16 protein-coding genes are annotated in these 20,691 nt (G+C 40.8%); 9 read left to right on the forward strand and 7 right to left on the reverse strand.

The window, feature by feature from the left end:
• Nucleotides 1–2: 2 nt before the first annotated feature.
• Nucleotides 3–1,391, reverse strand: a complete 1,389-nt coding sequence (locus DIU38_RS24415) for a TolC family protein (RefSeq protein WP_112653425.1) — start codon at nt 1,389–1,391, stop codon at nt 3–5.
• A gap of 1,150 nt (nt 1,392–2,541) precedes the next feature.
• On the opposite strand from DIU38_RS24415, the gene DIU38_RS24420 reads away from it, so the two are divergent.
• The 7 genes from DIU38_RS24420 to DIU38_RS24450 all read left to right on the forward strand — a co-directional run bounded on the left by DIU38_RS24420 (nt 2,542) and on the right by DIU38_RS24450 (nt 11,725).
• Nucleotides 2,542–3,225, forward strand: a complete 684-nt coding sequence (locus DIU38_RS24420) for a hypothetical protein (RefSeq protein WP_112653428.1) — start codon at nt 2,542–2,544, stop codon at nt 3,223–3,225.
• A 270-nt stretch (nt 3,226–3,495) separates the two neighbouring features.
• Nucleotides 3,496–3,864: a response regulator gene (locus DIU38_RS24425; RefSeq protein WP_112653429.1), complete on the forward strand. Its 369-nt coding sequence runs from the start codon at nt 3,496–3,498 to the stop codon at nt 3,862–3,864.
• A gap of 111 nt (nt 3,865–3,975) precedes the next feature.
• Nucleotides 3,976–4,212 (forward strand): hypothetical protein, encoded by a 237-nt coding sequence (locus tag DIU38_RS24430; protein WP_112653430.1) that lies wholly within the window; start codon nt 3,976–3,978, stop codon nt 4,210–4,212.
• 966 nt (nt 4,213–5,178) lie between these two features.
• Nucleotides 5,179–6,543 carry a TolC family protein gene (locus DIU38_RS24435; protein ID WP_243770672.1) on the forward strand — a complete coding sequence of 455 codons (1,365 nt, stop codon included), beginning with the start codon at nt 5,179–5,181 and terminating at the stop codon, nt 6,541–6,543.
• Nucleotides 6,544–6,550: 7 nt separating this feature from the next.
• Nucleotides 6,551–9,808 carry an efflux RND transporter permease subunit gene (locus tag DIU38_RS24440; RefSeq protein WP_112653433.1) on the forward strand — a complete coding sequence of 1,086 codons (3,258 nt, stop codon included), beginning with the start codon at nt 6,551–6,553 and terminating at the stop codon, nt 9,806–9,808.
• A complete protein-coding gene (locus DIU38_RS24445) occupies nt 9,805–10,887 on the forward strand; it encodes an efflux RND transporter periplasmic adaptor subunit (protein ID WP_112653434.1) in 1,083 nt (360 codons plus the stop codon). Before DIU38_RS24440 ends, DIU38_RS24445 begins: the two co-directional genes overlap by 4 nt.
• Before the next feature lie 217 nt (nt 10,888–11,104).
• Nucleotides 11,105–11,725 carry a hypothetical protein gene (locus DIU38_RS24450; RefSeq protein WP_112653435.1) on the forward strand — a complete coding sequence of 207 codons (621 nt, stop codon included), beginning with the start codon at nt 11,105–11,107 and terminating at the stop codon, nt 11,723–11,725.
• A 409-nt stretch (nt 11,726–12,134) separates the two neighbouring features.
• On the opposite strand, the gene DIU38_RS24455 is transcribed toward DIU38_RS24450, so the two are convergent.
• From DIU38_RS24455 to DIU38_RS24470, 4 genes are all read right to left on the reverse strand, one after another.
• The gene (locus tag DIU38_RS24455; RefSeq protein WP_112653436.1) at nt 12,135–12,674 is read right to left on the reverse strand and encodes a hypothetical protein; all 540 of its coding nucleotides are present in this window, start codon (nt 12,672–12,674) and stop codon (nt 12,135–12,137) included.
• Nucleotides 12,675–12,776: 102 nt separating this feature from the next.
• Nucleotides 12,777–13,466, reverse strand: a complete 690-nt coding sequence (locus DIU38_RS24460) for a helix-turn-helix domain-containing protein (RefSeq protein ID WP_112653437.1) — start codon at nt 13,464–13,466, stop codon at nt 12,777–12,779.
• Nucleotides 13,467–13,552: 86 nt separating this feature from the next.
• On the reverse strand, nt 13,553–15,004 hold the full coding sequence (locus DIU38_RS24465; RefSeq protein ID WP_112653438.1) for a hypothetical protein: 1,452 nt from the start codon (nt 15,002–15,004) through the stop codon (nt 13,553–13,555).
• Between the two features lie 57 nt (nt 15,005–15,061).
• The gene (locus DIU38_RS24470) at nt 15,062–17,851 is read right to left on the reverse strand and encodes a TonB-dependent receptor (RefSeq protein WP_112653439.1); all 2,790 of its coding nucleotides are present in this window, start codon (nt 17,849–17,851) and stop codon (nt 15,062–15,064) included.
• 200 nt (nt 17,852–18,051) lie between these two features.
• Here DIU38_RS24470 and DIU38_RS24475 point away from each other — a divergent pair, with 200 nt between their 5' ends.
• The gene (locus DIU38_RS24475) at nt 18,052–18,381 is read left to right on the forward strand and encodes an ArsR/SmtB family transcription factor (RefSeq protein WP_112653440.1); all 330 of its coding nucleotides are present in this window, start codon (nt 18,052–18,054) and stop codon (nt 18,379–18,381) included.
• 22 nt (nt 18,382–18,403) lie between these two features.
• On the opposite strand, the gene DIU38_RS24480 is transcribed toward DIU38_RS24475, so the two are convergent.
• On the reverse strand, nt 18,404–19,540 hold the full coding sequence (locus tag DIU38_RS24480) for a hypothetical protein (RefSeq protein ID WP_112653441.1): 1,137 nt from the start codon (nt 19,538–19,540) through the stop codon (nt 18,404–18,406).
• A 149-nt stretch (nt 19,541–19,689) separates the two neighbouring features.
• Nucleotides 19,690–19,824 carry a hypothetical protein gene (locus tag DIU38_RS34520; RefSeq protein ID WP_262714340.1) on the reverse strand — a complete coding sequence of 45 codons (135 nt, stop codon included), beginning with the start codon at nt 19,822–19,824 and terminating at the stop codon, nt 19,690–19,692.
• A gap of 399 nt (nt 19,825–20,223) precedes the next feature.
• Between DIU38_RS34520 and DIU38_RS24485 the strand changes: the two genes are divergently transcribed.
• Nucleotides 20,224–20,562: a hypothetical protein gene (locus tag DIU38_RS24485; RefSeq protein WP_112653442.1), complete on the forward strand. Its 339-nt coding sequence runs from the start codon at nt 20,224–20,226 to the stop codon at nt 20,560–20,562.
• The last annotated feature ends 129 nt before the right edge of the window (nt 20,563–20,691 follow it).

The raw sequence follows: 20,691 nt of genomic DNA on the forward strand, positions 1-20,691 counted from the left end.
TGCTATTGATTGTTAAGTTGTGAAGTGAAAATATTTAGGTCCCCTGTTGATGCCGCATTTAGCAGCAGGGCCCGCCATACTTTATTGTTAGCATAAGACTGATCTATTTCGGCACGGTTAAGCAGATAAAATGCCTGGTAGTATTCGGGTAATGTAGAAAGCCCTGATTGATAACGGGCATAAGCCTCTTGATAAGCTTCTACCGCCGAGTTCAATTGTACAGGTGCCTGTTTAGCCTGTTCAAGCGCCAGTTCTTCTTTCATCCTCGCAGTTCGTAATGATTCATTCAGCTTTAATTTCTGATCATCCAGCAAATATTTGTCTGAAAAATACTGTTGCTCATTGGCCTTGTAGTCCCTGCCTCCTTTTAATAATCCGGTGATGCTCCATTTCATGCTCACGCCCACCATATAATTATATACCTGGTAACCGACACCCTTGCTAAAAGAGGTGGAAGCGGCATTGGTAGCATTGTCAATGCCTGACCCCCGGGCCCATCCGCCACCCAAAAATGAAACGGAAGGCAACACGGAACGTCTGATAATTTGTCCCCTGGATTTATCAATCAATAAATTGCTTTGATAAAGCTTGATCTGCGGATGCGTATCAATCGATACTTCAGGATTTTGAAGTTGCTTTGGTACCACCTGGTTGTAGGAAGCGGTATCAACTTCGAAATTTTCATTATTGAGCCCAAGTAAAGAGGCTAAGCGGCTCTTTTGCTCTGATTCCGTTTCTTTACTTTGTAACAGAAGTAATTTGGCTTTCGAAAGCTCTGCTTCCACGAACGAGGAATCCGCGCCGGGACGCAGGCCTGAACTGACTGCAGCTATAACCGCATCGTGAACCACTTTTGCCCGGTCCAGGTTCTTCTGTTGCAGAGCGGTTAGCTTCTCACTGATGATATATAACAGATAGGAATCAGCAACAGTGACCTGATGCTTGAAGACTTCATTCTCCAGGTCCAGCTCAGCCTGGTCAACTTTCTGCCTGGCATTTTTCACCTGGGCCTTAACCCGGCCAAAATTGAAAATATTCCAGTTGACAAATAAGGTAGAGAAGCTATCCCATACACCCTGATAATCGTTGACAGCACGAATCCCGCCAGAAACCGGTATTCCCAGTCCGTCATTCGGAAAGAAGGAACCGGTGACGCTATTATTGGTTGAATATAAGTACTGATCCTGTACCGAAAGGTTGGGCAGATAATCAGCTTTGCTTGATTTTAGTTCATATTCGGCTTTGCTCTTTTGAGCCTGCTTTGCTTTAATGAAAGGATAATTTATTTTGGCATAATCCAAAGCTGACTGCAGCGTAAATTTCTGCGGCGGGTTAGATTGTGCCATCGCCAACACTGGAATAAGCGTCAGCAATAAGCATAATTTTCTCATTGACTATTTTTTGATTTAACCATAAAATTTTAAAGGCACGAGGCCACGTAAAAATTTCGATGATCAGATCCTAAAAGAGCAAATGGAGAGATAAGTGTATTGAGAATTTAAGAAATAAAGCGCCTCGTCCCTTAATTTTATTTTGATCTTCCAACCTTTCAGGCTAAAAAAGAGGGTTACCAGACTAACAAATAACGTTATGGCCAGTATGAAATTATTCTTTTTATTTTCCGCCGGTGTCACCCTATCAATCCGGTGAAATAAAGCATTTGAACTTTCCCCCGGGGTTTCTCTTCTTCTTTTAAAAATGGAGTTACTGTAAATACGGCATTTCGAGCTAGGTTCAGTTGCCCGATTCGGCATAAAAAAAATATAGGTACAAGCAATCATCAGATAGATCAGGGTCATCAGATAGATGCCGGAATGTCTGATTTGCTTTAATTTTTTTGCTGACATGAATTAACTACAAACGTCGAACAAAGTTTTCATCCAAAAATGAAGATTTTATGAATATTTGTGCGCAGAAAGTATTTTACGCAAATATTCAAAAACCAAAACCGTTCATAATCATTGTTATTTGAAAAATTCCAGAAAGCTTTTGTATAATTGTTTAATAATTCATTACAGGTGAAAAAAGAGGTTTCAATAGTTCATAAGAGCACGGTATCGTTACTTTTAGTGACCTATCTGTTCTTTGCGCTGACCTATATATTACATCTGCCACATTATAATACTTCATACCAGCCATTCGTAAAAGGATCAAATTCTATACTTTTTAATGCAAGCAATGATCCCGCCGGTACGAACACGCCTTTTCACCGGATCTTTAAATCTGTTCTGACAGAAAGCAATAAGACCTTTGACATTGTAAAGAAAAGCTTTAATGCTGTTTCGATCTCAGTTTTCCCGGAATTTCTAATATCGAGGGCAAATATAAAACAGCTCAACTTTTCAAAAGCGGCATTGTTTAGCAGACAGATGCCTTTCGCGTCCATGCGCGTGCTCCGGATTTGATTATCTTTCCTCCCTTTAGGATTTCTGTTTCCAATACTTCGCTTTATTCCTTGTTCGGGGACATCTTATCTGTTTATCCAATGGCGTTAAGTTAACTCTTGCATACGCTAAGTCGTGTTATTTTTAAACTTTCCTTATGAAATTAAGACTTATTTTAGGCTGTATCCTGGCCGTTATAGGATGGCGCGATTCAAGCGCACAGACCTTTTTGAAGGGTACCATATATGATGCAGGTACCCAGCTCCCGCTTTCAAATGTTTTCATCAGAAGTAACCGAAAGCAATTGTCCATTGCAGACAAATCCGGCAACTTTAAAATAGCCGCATCTGTGAATGACCTCCTGATATTTACGTTAACGGGTTATCAACCTGATACGATATACCTGGTAGATTTGCATCCCCAAAAAATTAAGCTGATATCTTCCGTGCGGCAGTTAAACGAAGTCAAAATTAGCGCAAATTCCACCGGTACGCCCTTTAATCCCCGGCAGGAGTATCCCGAAGTTTATGAAAAAAGCCAGTTTGCCTTATCCCCCTCCCGTCTGTTCGGCAGGGATGCGAAGAACGCCAGGCGCCTGAAACATTACTTCGATAATGAAGAAAAACAAAGGAAAATTGACTCCATTTTTAACCCGCAATTAGTAAGTGCCTGCATCCCCCTGACAGGCAGGGATCTGCGGAACTTCATGAGCCAATACCGACCAAGTCTGTCATTTCTGACTAAAAGTTCCCCTGATCAACTTGACGTTTATATTAAAGAGAGCTATAAAAAATTCCTGGAACTACCGGCGCAGCAGCGTATTCTACCTCCGCTGCACTGACTGTTCATTAACTGTAAATCACGCTTAGAATAAGTAAGTCATCATATGAAAATCATCGAGCTAAAAAGAAAAAGAGTCTATAATACCCATAAGGAAAAATGGTTTGAGAATTCATTATTCCGCTTGCTCTTTATATTTTTCATAGTCCTGGTCATTCTCCTGATCTTATTATATTACTTACTCCCGGGCATCTTAAATCTATTAGGGACTTAAAGTTGCAGACCAATTTTAACCATTGCTTTCGGAATAAGGCCATAAAAAGCACATTAAATGAAAAATCATATTTTAATAATTGATGACGACAAAGAAATACTGGAGCTGTTCAATGACATTCTGACGTATGCGGGCTATAGGGTCACCATCTTACCGGAGATTGTCAATATAAAGGCTACTATTGATGCCTTTAACCCCGATCTGGTGATTATTGATTACCTGCTACCGGGAATTAACGGCGGGGAGATGTGCGCTCAAATTAAGAGCGACCAGGAAACCCTTCACATTCCGATTATCTTAACATCGGCACACTCCCGCGTATTATTGTCCCTGGGAACTTACAATTGTGACGAATTTCTGGAAAAGCCATTTGATATCAGTCACCTGAATGATCGAATTAGCTACCATTTGAATAAGGTAACGTAAAAACTTAAGTAATAACAACAGCTTTAAAAATCAACTTTTGTCTTCCATGTTCCAATAGCTGTATGTGAGCGGAGAAGAATACATGTAAAATATTAATAATTTATACCTATTATGGAAACCACTAATTCTGTAATATTTAGCTGCCCTGAATGTAATCAGCAGGTAGAAGTGCACGCTAAAGCAGCGATTTTAAACACTTTAAATTTATACCATGAAGAAAGTGTCCCAAAACCTATCGCGGAGACCATCATAGGGAATACCGTTTATTGCCCAAAATGCGGTGACCGCTTCACGGTCATGCTGGACACGCATTCGGCAACAGTGCCTTTGTTTTTGCGTAAAGGTTGAAAGCGAAAAGAGCGCTTATTTCATAAGTCAAACGTTCGACCTCAATTGCTTTATTAAGTATCCATTCTAGCTGCAATCAACCCAGGTTAATCCAATATAACCGTTTAAAGAAATGTTAATGGGATGTTCAGTCCTGACGGAGAACAAAGCAAGCAATAAGAATGAATTTATTTCCCTTTCGGCATATTCGCCGAAGGGGCGTTAAAAACACTGTATGCTATGACAGCCAACTTAGATCCAAACAAAATTGCATGGGTAGAAAGTTAGCTAGGAGCAATATGGAATAGACCAATTTCAATTGCAACAAAAATTTTGCACAAAAAACTAATTATTTTTTGGATGTTTGCAGCTGATTTATATCAAGTGTTGAACCTGCAAGTAAACATATTCAAAGGGCTACATGTTTTCATGGTGGCAACCTGTTATCTTTTTATTACGACAACACATGTTTTTTTTCTTCCCAGGTTAACCCATTCTGTAAGAAAGCATCATTCGGCATTTAATTCCATCTTTAAAAGAAAAAATAAGGACGTGAGGATCAGTTCTGTACCTATGAACTTGCTACGCCGACTCCATAAGGTCATCCTGAACCAAACAAAACCAGCAATAGATGCATTGAAAGGAGTAACCAGCTTTTTCATATTGCTTTTCTTAGGGCTGCAATGCTGGAAAAAAAAAAACAAATTATCGACTGATGTTCCAATTCAGATCAGCAATCACCAATATTCTTACCTGTCTTTCTGTACCTTCAAAATTTGATCGGAGAGCCTGCCAAGGCTAAGCAATATGCTTAGATCACCTATTTCAAATTAGATAACCTATATCATTTGCCGGTAATAATCCGCTAAACGTCTTGAATTGCCCTTTATACCCATGTGGCTATAAAGTTCAATTCTGTATGCTGATTTTTCCGGTATAAGTTCATTCCTGAAAACTTATATGCAAAGTTTAATAAGAAATGCATTCATGGCTATGATTCTGTTCATGGCTATGAATACTTACGCACAAAAAAACAACCCGCCAGTCAGTTTAAAGACCCTGCTTGACCAGGTCAATCAAAACGCACCAATGCTGCTTACCGATTCTGCAGCAATCTATATTCGACAGGCACAGGCAGCCGAAACCCGCAGCAACTGGCTGCCCAACCTGAAACTTAATTACCAGTCCGACATAGGCACAAACAATAATGTGGCAGGTCCTTATTTTGGCTTCGGAATTATTCCTTCAAATTCGAGGGGTGTACGCATCGGTAACAATACGACCACCGTATCTGCAAATGTAGGTGTGGCTGCCCTTGACTGGGAAGTTTATAATTTCGGCTCTTATGGAGCTCAAAACAAAGTGGCCAAATCCGATATCGAGGTGGAGCAAAATCAATTTTTAAGATCAAGGTACCAGTTACAGGCCTATACTATCGACAATTACCTGAAATTGCTTCAGCTGCACAATCTGCTTTCCATACAAGCGCGTAACATTCAGCGCAATGCAGAGATTCTGCGTTCAATCCGGTCATTAGCAAAAAGCGGGGTAAGGGCGGGTGTTGATACCAGCATTTCAGAAGCCGAGCTATCAAAGGCCCGGTTGAATTACATTGAGCTGGCTAACCAGGAAAAACAGGTGCAGTTACAGCTTTCGGCAGTAAGCGGCATGCCTTATCAATCTATCATTGCTGATACCGTCGCAGAAATGCAGCTGATTGGTCAACCATCGGTTTTACAATCCTTAAATCCTGATACCAGCAATCATCCGCTTATTAACTATTACAGGTCGGTTTATCAAAACAGCCTGCAACGGGAGGATATGGTCAAAAAGAGCTATAATCCTAAAATATTATTGGAGGGAGCCGTTTGGGGCCGAGGTTCGAGCGTTGATGCCAATGATCATTTCAACAGTCTTTCCAGCGGTTTTGGGTTTGACCGGAATAACTACCTGGTAGGCATAGGCATATCCTATAATTTGTTTGACCTGCGCAGACGACAGCTTAAACTGCGCACCCAGCGGGCCGCTACTGACTATAGTTCAAAAAAGCTGCAGGAGCAAAAACAATTATTGTCCATCAGCGCCAGCCGGGCCGATGTGGAACTGGAAACTGCCGGCCAGCGTTTGCAGGAAATCCCCAACCAGCTAAAAGCGGCAAATGATGGCTATCGCCAAAAGCTATCCCTGTATAAAAACGGCCTAACTGATATTATAGAGTTAAATGCTGCACTCAATATCCTTTATCGTGCCGAAACTGATTACGCGCAGGCGAAGTACGCTTACTCGGGCGCGTTATTCCAAAAAGCGGTTACCGAGAACCAGGTAAACTCTGTTTTAAACCTTTTAAAATAATTTAACTATGTCAATGGTTATATCCGCGCTAAAAAGGCCCATCACTACGGTAGTGATCACTATGAGCCTTTTAATATTTGCAGTGCTCAGCGCAATAAAAATACCGATAGATATTTTTCCGCAGTTAAATCTGCCTACCATATATGTAATCGAATCATATGGCGGCATGTCGCCGCAGCAAATGGAGGGGTTTTTCTCTACCCGCCTGCAGGATCAATTCTTATATGTAAATGGTGTAAAAAATATCACCAGTAAAAATATACAGGGCTTGACTATGCTTAAGTTGAGCTTTTATGAAAGTACCGATATGGCTGAAGCTTCGGCACAGGTAGCCTTGCAGGTTAACCGTGCTATGAAGTTTTTTCCGCCAGGAGCCTTACCCCCACAGGTAGTACGCTTTGACGCCTCTTCTTTGCCAGTTGGCCAGTTGGTGCTATCCGCTCCATCCAGAAGTCTTAAGGAGATCTATGATCTGGCAGCAACCAGGATCAGGCCGATGTTTGCCTCCGTTCCCGGTTTATCGGCACCACCGCCATTCGGAGCAAACTCACGCTCCATCACGGTAAGCGTTGATCCTAACAAATTACGCAGTTATAATTTAACCCCTGACCAGGTAGTTGAGGCGCTGGCAAAATTTAATGTAATGTCCCCATCAGGCAATCTGCGTTTGAATAATACCATGTTTGTAACCACCATCAATACGCTGGTTAAACAGGTTGATGAATTTGGTAACATCCCCGTGGTTACCAAAAATGGGGTGCCTATCCTTGTAAAAGATGTAGCCCGGGTAGCAGATGCCAGTGATGTTACGGTTGATTATGCTTTAATAAATGGCAAGCGATCTGTTTATATTCCTGTAGTAAAAACAGCCGATGCCAGTACCTGGAGCGTGGTACAATCACTCAAAAGTAAAATACCGGAGATGCAAAGCCTGTTACCCGATGATGTCAAGATCTCTTATGAATTTGACCAATCTGTATTTGTGATCAACGCGGTAAAAAGCCTGATAACCGAGGGGGGATTGGGCGCTATACTAACTGGGTTGATGGTACTGCTCTTCCTGCGTGACTGGCGAAGCAGCTTGATCGTGGTGATCACGATACCGGTTTCCATACTGATCGGGGTGTTATTGCTGGGATTGTTTGGGCAAACCATCAATATCATGACATTGAGTGGTTTAGCGCTCGCCATAGGTATTCTGGTTGACCAGGCTACGGTGACCATTGAAAACATTCACCAGCACCTGGAAATGGGCAAAGCTAAGGCCCAAGCCATTTATGATGCCTGCGAGGAGATCTCTTTTCCGTTATTACTGATACTGCTCTGTATCCTGGCGGTATTTGCGCCATCGTTCATGATGAATGGTGTACCCAAAGCTATGTTTTTGCCGCTTTCTATGTCAATCGGTCTTACGATGATCGTGTCCTACATTTTGGCACAAACGCTGGTGCCTATTTTATCAAACTGGCTGATCAAAGCCGAAACTTATCAGCATTATGAACACGGTGAAGTGCATGCACATGCCGGCGAGGCATTGGATAAACCCGAGAAGGACCAGATTGATAGCCACTTAAATAATGAACAGCAACATCCTGAAAAGAATGATTTGTTTGAACGTATCAAGATGCAGTTTATGCGTATTCTAAAGCGCTGGATGCCTAACAAGAAGCTGATTGTCCCTATTTACCTTGTCCTGGCGCTTGTTTTGGCTGGAATATGTTATGTTTTTATCGGTAAGGATATGATGCCTAAACTGAATAATGGCCAGTTCCAGATTAGGATAAAAGAACCAGATGGTACTCGTTTGGAACGTACCGAAGATAAGCTGAAACAAGTTTTAAAAATTATTGACAGTACAGTAGACCATCATGTGGCTATCAGTTCAGGCTATGTTGGTTTAATCCCCAGCAGCTATGGTACCAGTAACCTGTATATATTTAATACCGGCACACACGAAGCTGTTTTGCAGGTAAACCTGGATGCGGAGTATCAAATGAATATGGATGAATTGAAGGACGCGCTCCGTAAAAACATTGCATCCCGCTTACCAGATCTGCGCGTAACTTTTGAACCCATTGACATGACCGAAAAGATCATGAGCCAGGGCGCCGCCACACCCATTGAAATACGGGTAGCGGGAAAGGATATGAGTCAGATAGAAAGTTATGCCAATAAAGTGTTGGCTAAATTGAAAAAAATCAATTACCTGCGTGATGTACAAATCGCGCAGCCCCTTAGATTTCCTGTGGTGGTCATTACATTAGACCGTCTTAAAGCCGCTCAATTCGGTTTAAATGTGACAGATATTGCCCGCTCCGTTACAGCAAGTACTTCATCAAGCCGTTTTACTGAAAAAAACCAATGGCTTGACGAAAAATCGGCCTACACCTACCAGGTGCAGGTACAAATACCCGAATACGTGATGAACACCATGGATGAGCTGAAAGAAATTCCATTGGTAAAAGGCCGGAATACGCCGGTATTGGGAGATATCGCGGACTTTAAGATTAAATATGTTCCGGGCGAATACGATCGTACCGGACCTAGACGCTTCTTAACCGTAAGCGCCAATATCTACAAAAAAGATCTGGGCACAGCAACCAATGACGTGCAGGAAGCAATCCGATCATTAGGCGTAACACCGAAAGGTTTACTGGCTGAAGTAAAGGGGATGTCAAGCCTCTTAACCGAAACACTGACTAGTTTGCAGAATGGTTTATTATTCGCTATCCTGGTTATATTTTTACTGCTTGCCGCGAATTACCAGTCATTTAAACTATCACTTACCGTATTATCAACCATTCCAGCGGTTATATTAGGATCGTTAACGGCGCTATTGTTAACGGGGTCAACGCTCAATCTGCAATCGTACATGGGTATGATCATGTCAACTGGCGTTTCAGTAGCCAATGCCATTTTGATTGTTACGAACGCAGAATCATTAAGACTGGAATATAGAGACGCTACTCGCGCCGCGATTACTAGTGCCTCCATCCGGTTACGACCAATCCTGATGACCAGCTTAGCAATGATGGCGGGCATGGTTCCTATGGCATCAGGCATGGGAGAGGCTGGAGAGCAAACCGCGCCGCTGGGCCGTGCCGTTATTGGTGGATTATTTGCGTCAACCATCGCAGCCTTATTTATCCTGCCACAAGTATTTGCCTGGATTCAACAAAAAACAAGCTACATACCCCCTTCACTAATGCGGGGTGTAAAAATTAATGAGACCAAAGAACTTCAAACCCAAACTTTAGAGCCATGAAATTAAGATCCATCATATTAATATGCAGCGTTTGTTTATTTGCTGCCTGCTCGGGAAACCGGAAACCAATAGACATGACCACAACTGAAACAAAAAATAAAAATCAGTACGAGACCGGTACTATAACCGAAAAAACACTTTCAAGTACCGCACGTTTCCCCGGACAATTAAAGCCATTCGAGGAAGTGAATATTTTCCCCAAAATAAATGGCTTTGTTAAAAAACTATACGTTGATCGCGGTACCATCGTAAAAAAGGGCGAATTACTCATTACCATAGAAGCGCCTGAAATGGAATCCCAATTGCAGGCTGCCAATTCACGCTACTTGCAGGCACAGGAAAACGCATTGGCCAGTAAAGAAAAATATCGACGGTTAAAAGAAGCGGCTAAAGAACCTGGCTCCGTATCGCCGCTTGACCTGGATAATGCCATGGCCAGAATGAAAGCCGATGACGCGATGGCGCGTTCTGAACAATCCAACGTGGCTTCGATACGTAACATACAGGATTACCTGAATATTCGTGCGCCATTTGATGGCATGATTGTTCAACGTAATGTATCACCAGGGTCATTGGTAGCGCCAGGTAAGGGTATTGACCAACCGATGCTGGTTTTACAGGATATCAGCAAAATGCGCCTGGAGGTCTTTATACCCGAAGATTATGTAGACAAAGTTGATTTGAATCAACCCGTTAAATTCACTTTTAATGCCATGCCCGGGAATGAGCAAATGGCCAAGATTAGCCGTTCTGCCAATTCCTTGGGCAGTATGCGCTCTGAAGCTATTGAAATTGACATTCAAAATAAAAATGGTCAGTTAAAACCTGGTATGTATGCTGAGGTAAGGATACCCATGCTTTCAGGGGCTAAATCTTTACTAGTGCCGAATAATGCGATCGTGCGGTCGACCGAACGGGAATATATAGTTACTGTTAAAAGCGGAAAAGCGGTATTGATAGATATCAAAGAAGGCTTGGCGAGAAATGATTCGACAGAAGTATTTGGGAATTTAAAAGCCGGTGAAAAAATTGTCAATCATGCCAGCGATGAGCTAAAAGAAGGGACACCAATAAATTAAATTAACAAAGGGACCCATGTAACATGGTGGCTGGAAAGGCCACCATGTTATTATCTTATAAATCGTACAATTTAAAACAGATGATGTTTAGCGCCCGGCATTAAATTAGAGATACTTAATCAGCATTGATTTTTTCGATTGCCGTTATAGCTGGTCAAAACAGATTACTATGGAGCGTTTCCCATCATTGTTCCAAAAACATTAAATCGGTAATAACATGAAATACTTATTGTTTGACACCTTTGGAATGGATGATGATGAAGTACAATTACTTAAGCACACTTATGAAGCTTTAAATGACCGGTTTAAAGTTCATTTTATCCATCCTTCAGAAATTAAAAGTTTAAAAGTATTTGACCGGTCATTTAAGAGGCGGATTGCAGGCTCTCTTTTAATACGTACACCCCTTACAGCGTGCTATTTAATATTTACAAAAATAGATACTAAAGCACGGGTTTCACCTTGGCATAACCCCTCTGTGAATGGTTATAGATACCAGGTATATGCCATTTCAACATTGAAAAAAAACTTTGGGAGGGTATTTATCCGCAAGAAATCGACCATTGATAGAATAATAAATCTCTTCAACCCTGATACAATTAGCCTTAAAGCAGACAGGGCTTTTTTTAAAAGATTCTATGTAATCGCAAATGAAAAAGACAAAGCTTTAGCAGCTATGACGGCCAGCTTCAGAAGAATCATCGATGGTGTAAGAAAAGAATGTTTTATAACTAATATCATAGATTATACTTTAGTAGTTGAACATAACGAGCGGTTAAAAGCGGAAAAAACTATTAAAATGGTAGAATTTGCAAATAGCTTATCGGTCATTTCATAATGGTTTTGGTTGAAAAATATCTTAAAAAAATCGCGATATTATACAGACGTTGCATCACTTCACCTATACCTGACAAAGTCAAGCCCCAAAATACAAAACCTCTTTCTTTTGTTACTTTTCTTTCTTTCCGGCGGCTGAAAGAAAGAAAAGTATTTTTTCAGTTTCGGCATTAAAAAAATCGCTTTTCTTGTTAATTCCCCCCTTACACCCATCCGGCAGGGGTTGAACACAGATTGGGTCTTATTCAAGCCGATACCGAAAAGAATGGACTTCAATATACCCTCTTCCGATTTGTAGCACCTGAGATTTTGCAGGTAGTCGCTGACGGCATTATAGCCACAAATAAAGTTCCTCCCGTGGCATCTGCGCTTTATCCCAACCCCATATTTAAATGATGGAACAGGAAAAACTAATCAAATATAAAATTGGGCTCAAAATATTGCTTAACAAATACGGTATCTTTTACTCCCGGACTTCCTTCGGCCTGCAAAAATATCTTTGCTTCCACCAGCCATTTTGTTTGATCCGCGCGCTTCCCCGGTGTGGTGTTCATCCCCTTTACATAACCATCTACAGGCTTAAATGGTATCTCGTACCTATAACAAGCCGGACATGAGCGGTTGAGCAAGATTTTACCGGCAAGTATATCGGCTTTGGTAAGTGCGAAGCTGCTACCGGTCATAGGGGCTTTCATGTATAAAATAGTTGTCGTTCCGGCACCTTGCTGCGTGCTCCAAAATACGCGGTAGGGACCCGATTTAAGGGAGTTGAAGTTTTCCACATCGGCTTGCTCGGTAAAAAGAAAACTGCACCCGGTACCGGTGCTACATGTGGTTAAGTTCTTGTCGTTCAATTTCACCTCATCTTTTTCACTCTTTTGCTTACTGCATGAGTTAAAAAAAACTGTGCTACTTAGTAACAATAATGGCAGGATAAGTTTTGATCTCATATTTATTAAGGTTATTTATACTAAGCCTTTACGTATATATAACCAACTGTGCTACAATAAACTATATTAAGTTTTTGTTAACAAAGTAAATATGGGGTTGTATTAAACAGCAGGCAAAAAATAATTCAACCTCGTTAGAACATTCTTCAGTATCACATCGCTAAAGCCGCTTTCTGCAACTATATTCACAATCCTGGAGCTATAGTATTCTTTGGTCAGGCTGTCCAAATCTATATATAGAGCCTTCGACAACGAGATTAATTTCTCGGGTCCCGGGCTTTTCTTCCCGCATTCTATCCGGCTCAATTCTGCCCGGTCAATTTTTGTTTTCCGGCTCAGTTCTTCCTGCGAGATTTTTAATGCTAAGCGGTGTTTTTTTATAAAGGCTCCAAAATTGAGGCTATCCGTACTTTCTGTGCTTTTTTCATGAATAGCATCCCCGCCATTTCCGTTTGCCAAATGAACATGGGGAAACTGCGCAATGCTGTTTAGGTGATCAAACAAAGAAAAAAAACGGGATACCATCTGGTTAAACAAAGCAATATCGATACTATAAATTGTATCGGCTTTCGTTCCGCTTGCTTTTATAATGCCCGTCAACTTCAGTTCGGCCATATGTTTCAGGAGATTCTCCATTTCAAATGGCCCATCGCAAATCTCTTTTTTACTGATAGAATTGCCGTTTTCAATAATCATTCTGACTATGTAAACCCTTACCGGAAGCGCGAGAATGCGGGCAAAGCGGGCAAGCTCACTATCGGTTTCAGTAAATTTTGATTTTAATGACAGCATAAATATAATATAGAAAGCATAGGTATTGATGAATATAAAAAGGTCTCCCAGCTTACCGGGAGACCTTTTTATGGCGCGATGTTTAATTATTTTTTAACAGCGCCTGGTGTTGTATAAGGCATTGTTTGAGGATCAAAGTTAGCCCAGCCTGCAGTCCAGTCGGTTGAACCGAAAGCACCTTTGTAGTCAACTTTCTCAAAGAAAGCATCGGTTAATTTTGCATCTGTAAACAAAGCACCTGCTGCAGCAATTGAACCGGTCTTTACAGTAAAGTCTGGAGTACCTGCATTTGCAAAATCAGATGAGAATTTGAACGGCGAGTTAATAACTAAATCTGCATATTTAGTAGCGTCAAATACGTTATCAGCCCTAAGTTTAGCCTCAATCAACAATTTATTAGCTGCGGTAAACGATTTAATTTCATTACCTTTTGAATTGCTACCTAAAATGATGTTGTTTTTAAACACCAAGCGACCAGCTGTAAAGTTTGTTGTGGTAGAGTTAGCAGTGGTAACCTTTGAGTCGTCAATATAGACACCTTCAACAAAACCTGAGAAGATTGAGTTAAAGCAGCTTAAAGCTGAATTACGGCGAATTTGAGCTGCATGCTGATAGTTAGCATTAACGTTAGATTCGCCATCTTTTGTGATTGGGCCTAACAATGTCATGTTTGAAAAAACAACCGAAGTTTGCGGTGTTTTATCTGAGCCAGAACCATCATTATCGCTTTCAAAACTATTTGAACCAGAAATATCGGCAATAGTTTTAAACCGCTGACTTAAGCCAAACTGTACTTTACCAGCGAAACCAAAATCAGTATCAAAGTCGTCATCAAGGCTGCCCATAGCAATGAGGTGTTTACATTGTACTGTACCGCCAAACCACTCAAAAGCATCGTCGCCTGAACGGTAAACTTCAACATAGTCTATAGTAGTACCTTTACCTACACCGCCAAATGTTAAGCCGTTAATTTCATTATCAGGTGAAAAGGGAATACCTGCATACTCAATACGTACATACTTCAAGGTACCGGAGTTATCATTGGCATCTGTGCCGCCATATTGGATATATTTCGCTGCATCTCCCTTAGCGTCCAGGCCGCCTTCGATACCAACATTATCACCCTGATTAACCGGAGCTTTACCTAAAAGGATTATACCACCCCAATCGCCGTTTGCACGTGCCCCTGCATCAAACTGCGATGTAAATACAATAGGCTTGTCGGCTGTACCAACCGCCATGATTTTAGCGCCGCGGGTTACCGTTAATGTAGCCTTGCTTGATTTTTCGCCTTTAATCAATGTTCCGGGCTCAATAGTAAGAGTGGCTCCATTGGTAACATAAACAAAGCCTTTTAATAAATAAATTTTATCAGCTTTCCAGGTAGTATTAGTGGCAATATCACCAGTTACGGTAACAACGTTACTTACTGCGGTGGTATCTTTTGGCGGATTAGTGTCAATAATAGCTTCCTTCTTGCTGCATGCAGCGGTAAAAAGGGCCACGATAAACGCTAATAATAATCCTTGTTTTTTCATAATTTTGCTTTTTTTTTTCGATTTGAATCAGTTGTTTTAAGTTTGTTGTATTAGTTGTTAAAAGGCATAGTTGAATGAAAGCGCATAGCTTGAACCCGGGAAGTAACTCCTGAATATGTAACCCGACCCTGACGGGATATAAGGCTTGCCGTCAAGCTCATATATGAAATTATATTTCTGATTAAGGACATCTGTAGCGCTTAGCTTGATCTCACCTTTACTTTTCAATACTTTGTAACCAATCTGGAAGTCAAGCACATTTCTCGGTTGCTCATATACGCTTGAAAACCTTTCGCCACCGGCATAAAAAATCCTTTTGCCAAGTCTATTGAACAATACATTCACTGATAGTTTGTTGTCAAGCTCGGTATGCTGCAGCCCTGCGTTTATCACATATGGTGACTGCCCTACCAGCGGGCGGTCTTTTTCAAGCCTCACTACACCATCATTGGGGTTTGTTACTTTTGATTTGTTGATGGAAAGGTTAGCGTATGCGGTAGTTGCTTTAAAAAAAGAACCGCCATTTATAAAATCGAGTGTTTTGCGAGCTTCCATTTCAAAGCCATATACGTACGCCGATTTTGAGTTGAAGTAACTGATGGTGGTTGAAGAGTTCTGATCTTCTATCTTAGGCTCTATAGCATTCTGGAATTTTTTATAGAAAACTGAGAATGATAAGATCTGCCCGGCCGAAGGATAAAATTCATACCTTAAATCGGCATTGTCAATCAGCGTACGTTTTAAGTCAGGCTCACCCTGTAAGGTTGCCAGTAACTCGTAATCGTAATAAGCAAAAGGTGCAAGTTCCCTAAATTCAGGGCGGGCAACTGTCCGGTAATATGAAGCCCTGAAATTTGCTTTTTGTGTTAAGCTATAAGTGAAGTTTACTGATGGTAAAAAGTCGGTATTATCTAATTCCGCGCGGGGCTGATGTACAGCAACCTCTTCTGTACGCAGTTTCAAATTAAATTTCTCAACCCTTAAACCGTACACTATCCTGATTTTTTCGCTGACCTTACTATCCAACATGGCATAGCCGGCGTTGGTTAAGCTATGGGCATTATACCTGTCGGTCGGATTTGAAATTTCATCAAGGGAATAAAGACCAGTATTAACAAGATTTGGCCCAAAAATAGTTTGTATTGGCCTTTGCAATATGGTATTGATATCGTAATCGGGGCTGTTGGTATTGATAACAAGACCAATGAACCTTGCATCAAATTTCCTGTCGCGATATTGTGAATTAACACCTAGCTTGAGCGTACTTTGTTTAAATAAGTTAACGGGCAGGTTAAAATCAATTTTGCCCGAATAGATATTTTCGCTTAAATGAGAGAAAACGCGGGCGTTTTCTTTGCTTAGGTTGGTAACCTGGGCATAAAATGGCTCTCCTGCAGAACTTTGCCTGTAATTGGTTTTACGCTGATCGGGCTGATCGTTGATAATATTGCTGTAACCCAGGTTCCATTTCAACTTTGAACTTTTGGGACCAAGTGCATGTTCGCCTTCAAGAGTAGTTTTAAATAACGATTTTTCGAGCAGGTCATTAGCATAAAAACGGCTATCATAACTTCCGTTACTGGAGTTTGACCCAGTACGGTAAGTAAATTGATCATCGAAAACACGATTGTAAAGATTTTTTAAAGTAATCTTGTTCTTGCCAAAACTGTATGCAAAGTTTGCGAGTGCACCAACATTGGTCGAAAATTTATACTGCGCATTATGATAATTGTAATTATCAAACTGTTGTATCAAATCGGGCACTATAGTTTGCGAGTTACGATAAGTTAAAGCCACAGTGGTACCCAGCCTGTTTTTATTGGCGCCAAGCTCTTTTACATTACCTATTGTAAGCTGGTAGTTTTGACTTGGTAAAGCAGTGCTTTTATAAATATTAAAATCATTATTTAGGCTCCTGATTGATTGGATTGTTTGCGTAGTACTTAACTGTTTGTTAACAATTTGATTTGTTGTGGGAAAATTGCTCACCAACTTACGGGTTCCGTCGTCAAAACCAAAGTAATCGCTGGTAGCACGGAAACCGCTTTGAAAATCTTTAAATGTGCTTTGGGTGTTGTAACCGTAACCTATACCAAAGCTTACAAAATTTTGATCAGGGATATCTTTAGTGATAATCTGCACGTTACCACCGGCAAAATCGCCCTGGATATCCGGCGTAGCTGTTTTGCTAATGATAATGTTTTCAATAAGGTTTGCCGGTACAATATCAAATGAAAAAGCTTTACGGTTAGGTTCGGTACTCGGCAACGGTGATCCATCTAAGGAGGCTGTATTATACCGATCGCTCAGACCTCTTACCACAACAAATTTATTATCTTGTATTGTAGTACCGCTTACTCTTTTCAAAACATCGCTTGTACTGCGATCAGGCGATCTTTTGATCAGCTCTGATGAGATACCATCAGATATAGACGCGCTATTTTTTTGAACCGCATATAATGCGGCAACCGAGGCCTGGCGGTAAGTAGCTTTTACAACCACCTCTTTAAGTGCAGTTGAAGTAGCTGTACTCAAAGAAACGTCAAGAGAAGTAGCAGCCCCTGCCTTTACCTCTACATCTGATATCGATTTACTTTGATAGCCGATATATTTAATGATTAGCGTATACCTTCCAGGTTTTACATCGGCTAATACATAACTTCCGTCTACATTAGTAGCGGCCCCTCTTTGAGAACCTTCAATACCAACGGTAGCGCCAATCAGTGTTTCGCTTGTTTTTTGATCAATGATTTTACCGACAATTTTCCCGTTGCCCTGAGCAAAAGCGCCGGAGTTCATAAGAAATATTGATAAGGTTATCAGGAGTAACGTTTTGATTCTGTTCATAAATTTTTAATGACGGGGCAAAAGTACCCCCGTTAAATTAAATTCATGTTAAGCCAAAATTATCAAATCCGAATATCTTAGATATTAAATCAAACTGGCAAGATTCGATTTTATTCGACTCATGAAGATTGGATGAAGGCTCCGGCTAAGAGTTGCTTATGTTTAAATATGAATTATATATTTGTAACTCATATTTAAACATGGCTAATCATAAAAAGACTGAGTTTGCAGCAATAGATCAGGATATATCCTTGGTAGCAAAGGCGCTGTCGCACCCAGCAAGGATTGCTATTATGCGCATTTTGGCCCAACACAAGCATTTTACCTGCGGCGAAATAGTTGAAATATTGCCGTTGGCACAACCAACAGTATCTCATCATTTAAAAGAATTGATGGATGCCAGGCTGATTACGGTTGCCATAGATGGTAAGAAATCCCTATACGACGTCAACCGGCCAACCTGGAACAGGTACACGATCGAGTTTGAAAATATGCTAAGTGCTATTAACAATGCCGAGCAGCAGATCTGATCTATTTACCGCCAGGTTTATTTTATGGGTTATATTCATACACAACCTTATAAGGTATCTGCTTAAGCGAAGCAGATACCTGCCCTATCCGGAGGTCCTGCAATTGCGGGGTAGGTTCGCAAAATGAATAAGTTTTTCCTTTGTAAAGCAAGGGTACGCCTACAGGTTTATCAAACTGCACCGCCATCGTTATATGGGTAGGATATAAAACCGCTATCATCGGCAAATTGTAGATCTCTTTTACCAGGTAAAAAAACAAGGCGGCGCGGTCATCACAATCGCTGTATTGGGCAAAGAGGGTTTCTTCGGGACTTAACCGTTTTTCGCGGCCAAAATTCATTTCATCATTTTCATACAAAAAAGCATACCTGGTGAAATGCATCAGGTAATCAACGCCTTTGGCAGTATTCATCCCGCTTACGTTCTGTTTAAGCAGGGGAATCAGTGATCCATAAGTTTCTTTACTTAAAGGGATGTTGAAATAGGTTTCAAAATCCACAACAGGGTAGTTCCTGAAAATAGAATCAACAAGCGGGTTCAGCTTAATCCTGAAATAGTATGCCTTATGCCGGTAAGTAAACTGCAGGTCTTTTTCAACATAGTCTGCAGGTGTAAAATCCGGCATCCGGGTAACCTTGTATGAAAATGGGTTGATGGCGCCGGGCACATCAATATCAACAGGGACAGCGGGCTGGGTAGTGAGATCGGTGCCCGGATAATCATGAATGTTCAGGCACATATACTTTTTATGATCAACCGTATACGAAGGGATATCTGATATATCCTCGTTGTTATACACATAAAAAATAATCTTTTTCCCGGCCAGTGCCAATCTTGCATCATAGCCTGATTTAACCATCAGGAACCATTTATATAAAGTGTAGTTACTGTAGTTTTTTTCTTTAGGACTTATTTGCTGCGCAGTTTTACGCACAAGCTGATAATAGAGCCAGTCGTCAAGTTGATGCTCCTGCTTATAACTTAACAGTGCCTGGATTAAAGGCTTATAATTAGCCGCATCAATATTAATATAAAAGTTTTTTATGTTTTTTTCGGATAGCCCCGGTGCGGCTGTAGCTATAATCAAAGTATCTGCATCGGCATTAAATGTACCATCGTAAAAAGCAAAACAAAGCCTCCTGTTGCTCTGCGCATACATATTAGCTGTACCTGAAAGCAACAAACAAGTGAATAGTATTTTAACATATCTCCTCACCGGTATATACACATTATTATTAAATAAACTAAAAAAGGACTTTGGTTTATATATACAAGTTACAAATTAAAAGCGAATTAATTCATATTATTTTAATCATTAAACAACATAATATTAACATTAAACGCACGGATTTGAAATTTAAAACCGGTCATGATGACAGCAACATTAGGGAAAAGAATATTGGGTTTATTGGTAGCTATAGGGAACTTTTTTTGTGCTTGCATGTTACCAGATGTCCCAAAATTGTCGGAAATGCCCAAACGGGGAATTATTTAACGCTTCACGGTAAATCAGGAAAACAAAACGTCCCTGTTATTTCAAGTACCAGGAAAGGTAATTCGGTACCCGCTCTTTTTTTATCCCGTCCGCGCGTCATTTTTGGAAAAAGCCTGGTAGCCTTAGGCAGTCCATGCAGGCTTATTCGTGCCCGGGAATTTTGCACATATATTCCCGCGATACAAAATGAAGATCAGGCAGATCCTGGGGCCATAAGATCTTTTACACAGCCAATATCCTTTCTATTATCCATACCTGGAAAATCTGAGCGGCCAGCCCCCGTACCATTTCGTTAATTTCTATCACCTGCGTTGTTATGGCTATCCATGTTATAACATCAATGCATTATGAACTATGCCTTATTTCAACTTAATATTCACACACACCGACAATGGGCTGGCAAATTTTGCAAAAGCTCTTGCATCTCCGGTTCGGGTTGCGATTTTCCGAACCTACTGACTAGCGGCAATTTAGTATCCAGAGACAATTTATCTGCTATTCCTTTCCATCATGAAACCATCAACAAGCACCTTGCCGATTTAAAACGCCTTGGTGTTATAAAAGGCCAGGGCATCCGTGGCTCCGTTAAATACTATATTGACGAGGGGTTATTTAGTCAAATGGCAGGTGAATTTACAACGCTATTTGATAGCATAAGGCTGCTTGAACCGAAGACAAAGGAATAACAGCGGTTGCTCGAGTACTTGTTATTCAAATTAATGCAGATGGAGACAGCCACTATATACAGTTAGTTTTTATCAGACCTATTTATAGCCCCGGTAATAATCCAGATGACCATACAGATCAGCAATATT

Source organism: Mucilaginibacter metallidurans (assembly GCF_003286435.2).
Classification (GTDB): domain Bacteria; phylum Bacteroidota; class Bacteroidia; order Sphingobacteriales; family Sphingobacteriaceae; genus Mucilaginibacter; species Mucilaginibacter gossypii.